We start from the raw sequence: 9695 nt of genomic DNA, 5'->3' as shown, positions 1-9695 counted from the left end.
TCTTAGAAAGTGCCATGTTGAAGGGGCCGTTCCAGGGGGCGATGGAGGCCACCACCCCTACCGGCTCCTTGATCACGGCGACGTCGCACAGTTGCGTCGTGCGAACCTCGCTCGGCGCGTCGTCTCGTGCCATCTTGATGAAGTAACGACCCGTGGCGACGGCCCCGGGAATCACACCGGCCGCGAACGTGGCGGGCAGACCCATCTCTGCGGTGACGAGCTGGCAGATTTCGTCGAGCTTGGACTCCAGAATGTCCAGTGCGCGGTCGAGGATGTCGGCCCGTTCGCCCACCGGCAGACCCCGCCACCGTCCGTCGTCGAATGCCTCTCGAGCCGCCCGAACCGCGGCATCGACGTCGTCGAAACTTGCGTCGGGCACCTCGCCGATCACTTCCTCCGAGAAAGGTGACACCACGCTGATCCGCTCGGTCGACATGGCCTTGCGCCACTCGCCGCTGATCAGGAACTCCTCGCGGACACTCATGCGCTGCCTTTCGCTCGTACGGGTGAAGCACGCGGGGATATGTGCCCGGCGTCACGTATCGTAGGCTACAGCCTTTAGTCGTATCGTTCGGTTTGTCACGTCCCCAAGGTGAAGTCGAGCAGCATTGGTCGTTCAACGGCCGATCGACTCCTCAGTTTAAAACTATTGCTGTAAGGTAAATCGGATTGGCGTGGCAGGTGCCCGTAGAGCAGCTCCCTGCGCGCGGAATTCCCTCCGACGACGTCTGGAGCCGCACTGCATGAGCTCTGAGTCGCCCTTGCGACAGATGACGGAACTGCGCGACCGCGTCGCCATCGTGACCGGCGCGACCCGTGGCATCGGGTTGGCCATCGCCGAGGGTCTTGTTGATGCAGGCGCCAAAGTCGTCCTAGGCAGCCGCAAGCCCGACGCCTGCAAGGCCGCTGCTGCAGCGCTGACCGAACGCGGCGGCGATGCCGTGGCTTTGGCAGTGAACATGGGTGATCTGGCTGCCGGGCCCGCATTGGTGGAGACCGCCGTCCAAAGCTTCGGCCGACTCGACATCATCGTGAACAATGCTGCGACAGCGCTGAGCCTGCCCTACGGCGACATCACGCCCGAGGCGTTCGAGAAGGTCTACGGCGTCGACGTTCGCGGTCCGCTGTTCCTGGTGCAGGCAGCCCTGCCCCACCTGAAGGCGTCCCCTGCGGCGTCGGTCATCAACGTCATCTCCCAGGGCGCCTTCATGTGGTCCGGCCACGTCCCGCTCTATGCAAGCGCCAAGTTGGCGCTCTTAGGGCTGACCAGATCGATGGCAGCTTCCTTCGCTGGTGACGGCATCCGAGTCAATGCACTGTCGCCAGGACCTGTCGACACCGACATGGTCCGCAACAACACCGCCGAAGAGCAACGACAGATGGCGGAGATGACTCTGCTGGGCCGTTTGGCCAGCCCACACGAAATGGTGGGGCCGGCGCTGTTCCTGGCCTCCGATGCGTCCAGTTACATGACCGGACAAGTCCTGGCGATCGATGGTGGGTTGGTGCCCCTATGAATGACCAATCACGAGTCCCGGAGAGAGTGCCGAAGGTGACGGAGAACGAGAGAAGGAGTCCCAATGGGGATTGATCTGTCCTACGCCGCGGATGTCGAGAAGGTGGTGAGCGCCACCCGGACGTTCACGCGAGAGACCATTCTGCCGATCGAGGATGCGAACGCCGGTGACGTCGCACGCGCCGGTGGCGACGCCCTTCGCGTCGAAATGCAGGCGGCAGCCAGGGGTGCCGGCGTCTTCGCACCGCATGCCCCGGTGGAGTTCGGCGGCAGAGGACTCAACATGAGTGACCGCGCTCCGGTGTTCGAAGAGGCCGGGTACTCCCTGTTCGGCCCCATCGCCACGAACATCAGTGCGCCCGACGAAGGCAACGTCCATCTGCTGGCGCACGTGGCAAGCGGTGAACAACGAGAACGGTTCCTCGCACCGCTCGCACGAGGCGAGGTCCGCTCCGCGTTCGCGATGACCGAACCCACCCCCGGCGCCGGGTCGGATCCTTCCGCCCTGCGCACCACCGCCAGTCGGGTACCTGGCGGCTGGAAGATCAACGGCCATAAGTGGTATATCACCGGAGCCGACGGAGCCGGCTTCTTCATCATCATGGCGCGGTCGTCTGGCAAACCAGGGGATCGTGGCGGAGCCACCATGTTCCTGGCTCCGGCGGGCACCGCGGGAATTCGGGTCGGGCGGCACCTCGACACTCTCGACAAGGCAATGCTCGGCGGACACTGCGAGGTCTTCTTCGACGACGTCTTCGTTCCCGACGACGGCGTTCTCGGCGCGGTCGACGAGGGCTTCGCCTACGCACAGGTCCGGCTGGGTCCGGCTCGGATGACCCACGTCATGCGTTGGCTTGGCGCAGCTCGACGGGCTCACGACGTGGCCGTCGACTACGTCGCCCACCGGGAGGCGTTCGGGTCGACTCTCGGCGACCTGGGAATGGTGCAGAAGATGGTCGCCGACAACGAGATAGACATCGCGGCCACCAGGGCTCTCCTGGTCGTGGCCTGCTACGAGCTCGATGCCGGTTCACACGCAGGCAACGAGACCTCGATAGCGAAGACCTTCGCCTCCGAGGCCATCTTCCGCATCGTCGACCGATCCGTTCAGATGTGCGGAGCCATGGGTGTCTCGGGCGACCTTCCGTTGTCACGCCTGTCCCGAGAGGTTCGACCCTTCCGCATCTACGACGGCCCATCGGAGGTTCATCGCTGGGCCATCGCCAAGCGAGTCGTCGGTGCTGCCCGGCGGGCCGCCAAGGACGGGTTGCAGTGATGTGCGTCGACCCCAGGATGGACCCGAAGGGTACGACTGCAGAGGGCCGTCGTGGAGGAGTTCCGTTGTGAGAATGCCCGCAGTGGGTGCCACCTATGAGCACATTCGCTATGAGGTGAGCGACCACGTTCTGACGATCACCCTGGACCGGCCGGAGCGTCTCAACGCGTTCACCGATCTCATGGCGGTAGAACTCGTCGACGCCTTCGACCGTGCCGACGCCGACGACGACGTGCGCGCCGTCGTGATGACTGGTGCGGGGCGGGGATTCTGCGCCGGGGCGGACCTCGAATCGGGTGGAGACACGTTCGACTTCGCCGATGAGACGGAATATCGCGACACCGGCGGCACCGTCTCGCTGCGGATCTTCGAGTCGGTCAAACCGGTGATCGCCGCCATCAACGGCCCAGCCGTCGGCGTCGGCATCTCGATGACCTTGCCCGCCGACGTGCGGTTGGCCTCCGACACCGCGCGGTTCGGCTTCGTCTTCGCCCGCCGGGGGATCGTCCTCGACGCCGCGTCGAGTTGGTTCCTCCCTCGCGCAGTGGGGATCTCGCGCGCGTTGGAATGGACGGCGACCGGTCGGGTCTTCGACGCAGCCGAGGCGCTCGACGCAGGACTGGTCCGAAGCGTGTACCCCCCGGAGGACTTGCTGCCGGCCGCCTACGCGGTCGCCGCCGAGATCGTCGCCAACACCGCGCCGGTGTCGGTGGCCCTCAACAGGCAGATGTTGTGGCGGATGCTAGGGGCGGAGCATCCGATGGTCGCTCACGAACTGGATTCGAGACTGGGACAGTCCCGCGGTGCATCAGCAGATGCGAAGGAGGGCGTTACCGCGTTCCTCGAGAAACGCGGTGCGCAGTTTCCCGACCGGGTATCGGTCGACATGCCCGCGGACTACCCGTGGTGGGAGCCGCGGCCCTTCCGCTCATCGCCGTCCTAGTCTCCTGCACGAATCCGCGTAGGACGACCGGGGCAAATCGCTCGCTGCCGCTCCCGACAGTCCGGGCGACCTGGCTCTAGTTCCAGCCTCCGACCCCTACCGTCAGAACGGCCCATATGATAAACCTAAATACGATAGGTAACAGCCCAAACTGCATCTGACCAACGTCCAGCAGGTGCGGCGCCAGTCATGTCGTCGACCGATGCCGACGTTCGCAAAAAGAAGGAGGCGACGATGACACTGTCCCTCTCGCCGCGCGAGAACCGAATTCGACAAGCGCTGGACCATGTGCGCAACGACACCACCGATGAGTACGACGAGGTGACGTCGTTCTCGCCGTCCGAGTTCACCGACCCGGTGATCGCGGCACGGGAGCGCGAGATGGTCTTCGGGCGGGTGCCCTCGATCGTCTGCCACGGCTCCGAACTGCCCAGGCCCCATGACTTCATCACCGTGCAGATGCCGCGCAACAAGGTGATCGTCGTCCGTCAGAAGGACGGCGGAATCAAGGCGTTCGTGAATCTGTGCCGACACCGCGGGGCCTTGCTGGAGGAGCAGGAGAAGGGTCGCTGCCGTCTATTCTCCTGCGGATATCACCGTTGGTCCTACGACACGGACGGGTCGCTGAGAACGATCACCCGTGACGGCACCTTTGGCGATGTCGACCGAGAGAGCAGCGGGCTGATCGAACTGCCGACCGAAGAGCGGCACGGATTCGTCTGGATGGTCGACGAGGCTAGCGCGACGATCGACGTGGCCGACTGGCTGGGGGAGGAGTTCGACGCCATCCTCGGCGGATATGGAATGGACCAACTGGTGGCGTTCCGGTCCGAGGGCTTCGACGAGCCGGTCAACTGGAAGATCATGCAGGACGCGTTCATCGACAACTACCACATTCAGTATGCGCACCCGAACACGGCGGGCAAGCACGTTCACACCAACGCCCAGGTCGTCGAGGACTTCGGCAGGCACGCCCGAATGATGACCCCGCGCAAGTCCATCGACCGATGGGTCGACGAGGATCCGGGTGATCGTTCGCTGGCCAAGGACGTGATAGACGGGCACTTCCTGTTACCGAATAGCACGTTGCTGCGGCAGCCCGACCACTTCCAGTTGCTCACGTTCCGCCCGCATCCGAAGGACCCCGGGATGTGCCGCATGGAGATGAGGCTGCTCGTCCCCACCATCGAGGAGAGCGGAATGGGCGAGGAGCGCTGGAACAGGGTGTGGGAGAAGAACTGGAACATTCTGATCGCCGTGCTGCACGAAGAGGACTTCCCGTTGCTTCGTGGATCCCAGGCCGGCATGGAGAGCGCCAACGCCGGTCCACTGGTGTTGGGCCGCAACGAGATCGTCAACCACATCTTCCGTCGGGAATTGCGCCGACTGCTGGCGTGAGCCGTCGTCAGGAGTGTCGACCTGGCCGGAGGAGCGCGAACGATGTGCGACACGCACGCTCGCATCCGCCAGGCCCCCTCGGAACGCAACGGACCGATGAGGAGATCATGACTAGAACGGGCGCTTCGGCATCGACTACGCGGACTACCGTCTCCTCCTGGACGACAGCAGGCGACACCCTGGGGGTCAAGCAATGACGTCACTGGCAGCACCGGGTGCGCAGCTGAGCGCGGCCGATCTCGCCGACGGGGCGCGTGAATTCCTCGTCACGCACGACCCGGCCACGACAGATCCGGTGCAGTTCCTGCGGGCCCGGTTCGATGCCGGACTGGCACGGGTCTCCTACCCCGTCGGCCTCGGTGGACTCGAGGCCGATCCCGGACTGCAGGACGGGGTCGACGCGATCTTCGCGGCTGCGGGGTCGCCCGGAAATCGCGCCAGAGACAACATCGTGGGCCACGGTATGGCGGGCCCGACGATCCTGCAGTTCGGGACACCCGAACAGCGGAGCCGATGGATGCGCCCGCTGTGGACCGGCGAGGAAGTGTGGTGCCAACTGTTCAGCGAGCCCGGCGCTGGATCCGACCTGGCCGGGCTGGCGACCAGCGCGGTCCGTGACGGAGACGACTGGGTCGTCAATGGCCAGAAGGTATGGAACTCGATGGCGCACGAGGCCCGGTGGGGGATCTTGGTGGCGCGCACCGACCCCGCGGTGCCCAAGCATCGAGGGCTGACGTACTTCATCTGTGACATGTCGGCTCCCGGCGTCGAGGTCCGACCCCTGCGCCAGATCACCGGCGAGACCGAATTCAACGAGGTGTTCCTCGATGACGTGCGGATACCCGACGCCCACCGACTCGGCGCGGTCGGTCAGGGTTGGGCGGTCACCCAAGGCACCCTCATGAACGAGCGAGTGACCATCGGTGCCGCTGCCCCCAGGGGTGGCGGCGCCATCGGAGAACTGCTGCGGGCGTGGCGAGAACATCCGCAGCGGCGCACCGCGGGCCTGCAGGACAGGATGATGCAACTCTGGGTGGAGGCCGAGGCAGCCCGACTGGCGTCGGTGCGGATGCGCCAGACGACGACCACGGGTCAGCCCGGTCCGGAGGGATCAGCGGGCAAACTCAGTCAGGCCCGACTCAATCAGCAGATCTCCTCCCTCGAGCTGGACCTGCGCGGCGAGGCGGCCTTGCGTTACGGCGACTACACCGAGCGCAGACCGGTACTCGTCGACCTCTCGGAAAGCACGCCGGGGTACCGCTACCTGCGCGCCAGGGCCAACTCCATCGAGGGCGGGTCCTCGGAGATCATGCGCAACATCATCGCCGAGCGGATGCTGGGGCTGCCGCCCGAACCTCGAACAGACAAGGACCTGCCCTGGAAGGAGCTGGCCAGGTGAATGCACCTGTTGTGATCGAAGATCTTCGGTACAGCGCCGTCGAGGACGAGGTGCGGGCAAACGTCCGGTCGCTGCTGGAGAGGCACGCCGGATGGGAATCCGTCCTGAAGCGCACCGAGTCCACGCAACTCACCGACCTCGCGCTGTGGACCAAGCTGGCCACCGAGATGGGTCTTGCCGGGCTCGCTGTACCCGAGGACCGTGGCGGCGCAGGCGCGGGCTGGCGAGAGGTGGCCGTGGTCTGTGAGGAACTCGGTCGAGCTGTGGCGCCGGTGCCGTACCTGGGTAGCGCGGTCATCGCCACGGCGCTGCTCCTCGAGCTCGACGAGCCTGGGTTGCTGGCCGAAGTCGCCTCAGGTGAGCGGATCGTCGCACTGGCCGTTCCGTTCGACACCGCGCCCCTAGGCCCGTTTCCCGGCACCGTAGAGGTTCGGCCAGTAGGTCTGCACGGCACCGTGACGTCGGTGGCAGATGCCGGAAGTGCGCATACGTTGCTCGTCGTGGCCGGTGGTTCGTTGTACGCCGTAGATCCGGCATCCACTGGTGTCACCCGCACGCTGGTCGTCACGCTGGACATGACTCGCCCACTGGTGGACCTGTCGTTCGACGGAGCCCAGGGTCGGCTCCTGTCGACGGGACCGCAAAGCGCCATCGCCATTGAGCGCGCGCTGCAGGTGGGTGCCGCGCTGCTGGCATCCGAACAGCTCGGGCTGGCGCAAAGGTGCCTGGCGATGACGGTGGAGTATCTGTTGGTGCGCCGTCAGTTCGGTCGGGTACTCGGCTCCTACCAGAGCCTCAAGCACCGGCTGGCGGACCTTGCGGTGCTGCTCGAGCAGGCTGTCGCCGTCGCACGTTACGCCGCTGGTTGTGCTGCCGACGGCGACCCGGACCTTCCCGTGGCCGCCGCGCTGGCCCAGGCCCACTGTTCGGTGGTCGCGCAGCAGGCGGCCGAAGAATGCCTACAAATGCATGGCGGCATCGGGTTCACCTGGGAGCATCCGGCGCACCTCTATCTCAAACGCGCCAAGAGTGCTGCCGTTGCGCTCGGCACCGCCGATCGCCACCGCGCAACCTTGGCCACTCTTCTCGATATTCCTGGCGCAACGTGAGCACGCCCAGACCGATATGCAGAGGAGCCCGCCGGTGAGCGACCTGTCCGGAATGGTCGCCGTGGTGACCGGCGGAAACCAGGGCATCGGGCTGGCGCTGGCGACCGGCATCGCCAAGGCCGGCGGAGAGATCGCGATCTGGGCGCGTAACGCCGAGCGAAACGCCGAAGCTATGAAGGAGATCTCCCGGCACGGCGGCAGGGCGATCGCGGTCCCGTGCGACATCACCGATGAGGGCGCGGTGGCCGCGGCGATGGCGCAGACCGTGGATGAACTCGGCCCGCTGGGGGCGATGGTGGCGAACGCTGGGATTGCCGACGCGGCGCCGTTCGTCGACACCACCCTCGCGCAGTGGCGCCGCGTTTTGGACACCAACCTCGACGGAACGTTCCTATGCACCCGGGAGGCGGCGCGTCGGTTCGTCGCGCAGGGCAGCGGTGGCTCCATTCTGGTGGTCTCGTCGATGGTCTCGCGTTACGGCGCGGCGGGGCAGGCGGCGTACGCAGTCAGCAAGTCGGGGCTGTCCGGATTAGGCCGCACCCTGGCCGTCGAACTGGCCCGGCATCGCGTGCGGTGCAACGTCTTGATCCCCGGCTGGACGCTTACCGCGATGAACGCGCATCTGCAGGCCGACCCGAAGTTCATGGCGGCGACCACGGCCCGCACACCGGTGCGTCGCTGGGCCGAGCCGGCGGAGTTCGAGGAGCTCGCGGCATTCCTCACCGACCCGGCGCTCACCTTCCACACCGGCAACGAGATCGTCGTCGACGGCGGCTACAGCGTGTACTGAGACGGCGTCGGGGCAGGAGCGAATGCGCTGCCGCCGGTGGTGACCTGGATTGCATTCGAAGACCAGAGTGACGGTTGACACCCTTAACCTAAGGCCTTAAGTTTAAATGGCGACAGCAGTCACAGCTGCGACATCCCGGATCGTCACAGATTACGACAGGAGCGTTGCCCGTATGACGGCAAGCACCACGTCAGTTCCCGAGAATTTGGTCGTGGACTTCGACGTATACGACCCCGCGATCGCCGAACCGGTCGACCTCTTCCAAGAACGTGTCGTCGAACTAGTCGAGCGCGGGCCCGTTGTGTACTCACCCCATCACGGGGGGCACTGGATCGTCACCAGGTACCAGGAAATTCACGAGGTCCTGCGCGACCCCGAGCGATTCTCGAGTCATCCGAACAACATCGTGCCGACCGGATTCGGGAAGTTCATCCCGCTCGAGCTCGATCCACCCGTGCACGCGTCCTACCGCCAGGCGTTGCAGCCGCTGTTCAATCCCGCGCGCATGAGGGCTCTGGAACCGGAGATCCGGGACATCATCAACGAGCTGATCGATGGCTTCGGGGCGCGCGGCACTGCTGAATTCATCGCCGAGTTCGCCCACGAGCTGCCGGCCCGGGTGTTCCTGGCCTTGATGGGATGGCCGGTCGAGGATGCGCCGATGTTCACCGAGGCGACTGACACGACGCTTCGCGGAGTGCCCGGTGGCACCGAGGAGGAGTCGAACGCGGCCCGGATGGCAGCCGCCCAGCAGATGATGGGCTACTTCGGTGCGGTGATCGCCGATCGGCGGACGATGGCAGAGGGACACGACGACGTCACGGCAGTGATCATCAACACCGAGATCGAGGTCGACGGCACTCGGCGTCATTTGACCGACGACGAGCTGGGCAACATGTTCATGCTGCTGCTGATCGCCGGCCTGCACACCGTTCAGGGCACGCTGGCGTGGAGCATCATTCAACTGTCGGCCAACGAGGATCAGCGGCAGCAGCTGGTCGAGGACCCGAGTTTGATCCCCGCAGCGGTCGAGGAGCTGTTGCGCATCGAGGCAGCGGTGTCGCCCGGCCGGTCGGTCACACGAGACACGGAGCTCGGCGGGGTGCAGCTCCATGCCGGTGATCAGCTGCTGCTGATGCTCAACGGCGCCAATCGCGACGACGCCGAGTTCTCCGACCCCACCGAATTGCAGCTGGACCGTAGTCCCAACCGTCACATGTCCTTTGGGGCCGGAGTCCACCGCTGTCTGGGGTCCCATCTCGCC

Annotated in this window: 9 protein-coding genes; 8 read left to right on the top strand and 1 reads right to left on the bottom strand. The window is 65.5% G+C overall.

Annotated features, from left to right (window positions below):
* Positions 1 to 484 (bottom strand): aldehyde dehydrogenase family protein (locus tag WAN02_RS19740; RefSeq protein WP_422265923.1); only part of this gene is annotated, 484 nt, incomplete at its 3' end.
* Positions 485 to 743: 259 nt separating this feature from the next.
* Here WAN02_RS19740 and WAN02_RS19735 point away from each other — a divergent pair.
* The 8 genes from WAN02_RS19735 to WAN02_RS19700 all read left to right on the top strand — a co-directional run.
* Positions 744 to 1517 (top strand): SDR family NAD(P)-dependent oxidoreductase, encoded by a 774-nt coding sequence (locus WAN02_RS19735; RefSeq protein WP_422265922.1) that lies wholly within the window; start codon positions 744 to 746, stop codon positions 1515 to 1517.
* Between the two features lie 63 nt (positions 1518 to 1580).
* Positions 1581 to 2792, top strand: coding sequence for an acyl-CoA dehydrogenase family protein (locus WAN02_RS19730; RefSeq protein ID WP_422265921.1), 1212 nt, complete (start codon positions 1581 to 1583; stop codon positions 2790 to 2792).
* A 73-nt stretch (positions 2793 to 2865) separates the two neighbouring features.
* The gene (locus WAN02_RS19725) at positions 2866 to 3735 is read left to right on the top strand and encodes a crotonase/enoyl-CoA hydratase family protein (protein WP_422265924.1); all 870 of its coding nucleotides are present in this window, start codon (positions 2866 to 2868) and stop codon (positions 3733 to 3735) included.
* Positions 3736 to 3969: 234 nt separating this feature from the next.
* A complete protein-coding gene (locus tag WAN02_RS19720; protein WP_422265920.1) occupies positions 3970 to 5133 on the top strand; it encodes an aromatic ring-hydroxylating oxygenase subunit alpha in 1164 nt (387 codons plus the stop codon).
* A gap of 193 nt (positions 5134 to 5326) precedes the next feature.
* Complete coding sequence (locus WAN02_RS19715; RefSeq protein ID WP_422265919.1) at positions 5327 to 6532, top strand: acyl-CoA dehydrogenase family protein; 1206 nt, start codon at positions 5327 to 5329, stop codon at positions 6530 to 6532.
* Positions 6529 to 7641: an acyl-CoA dehydrogenase family protein gene (locus tag WAN02_RS19710; RefSeq protein WP_422265918.1), complete on the top strand. Its 1113-nt coding sequence runs from the start codon at positions 6529 to 6531 to the stop codon at positions 7639 to 7641. The genes WAN02_RS19715 and WAN02_RS19710 overlap by 4 nt, the downstream gene beginning before the upstream one ends.
* Before the next feature lie 34 nt (positions 7642 to 7675).
* Positions 7676 to 8431: an SDR family NAD(P)-dependent oxidoreductase gene (locus WAN02_RS19705; protein ID WP_422265917.1), complete on the top strand. Its 756-nt coding sequence runs from the start codon at positions 7676 to 7678 to the stop codon at positions 8429 to 8431.
* A gap of 172 nt (positions 8432 to 8603) precedes the next feature.
* Positions 8604 to 9695: cytochrome P450 (locus WAN02_RS19700; protein ID WP_422265916.1), on the top strand; the 1092-nt coding region annotated here is incomplete at its 3' end.

This window comes from Mycobacterium sp., assembly GCF_049281135.1.
Classification (GTDB): domain Bacteria; phylum Actinomycetota; class Actinomycetes; order Mycobacteriales; family Mycobacteriaceae; genus Mycobacterium.
This window is presented reverse-complemented; position numbering and strand designations above follow the sequence as displayed.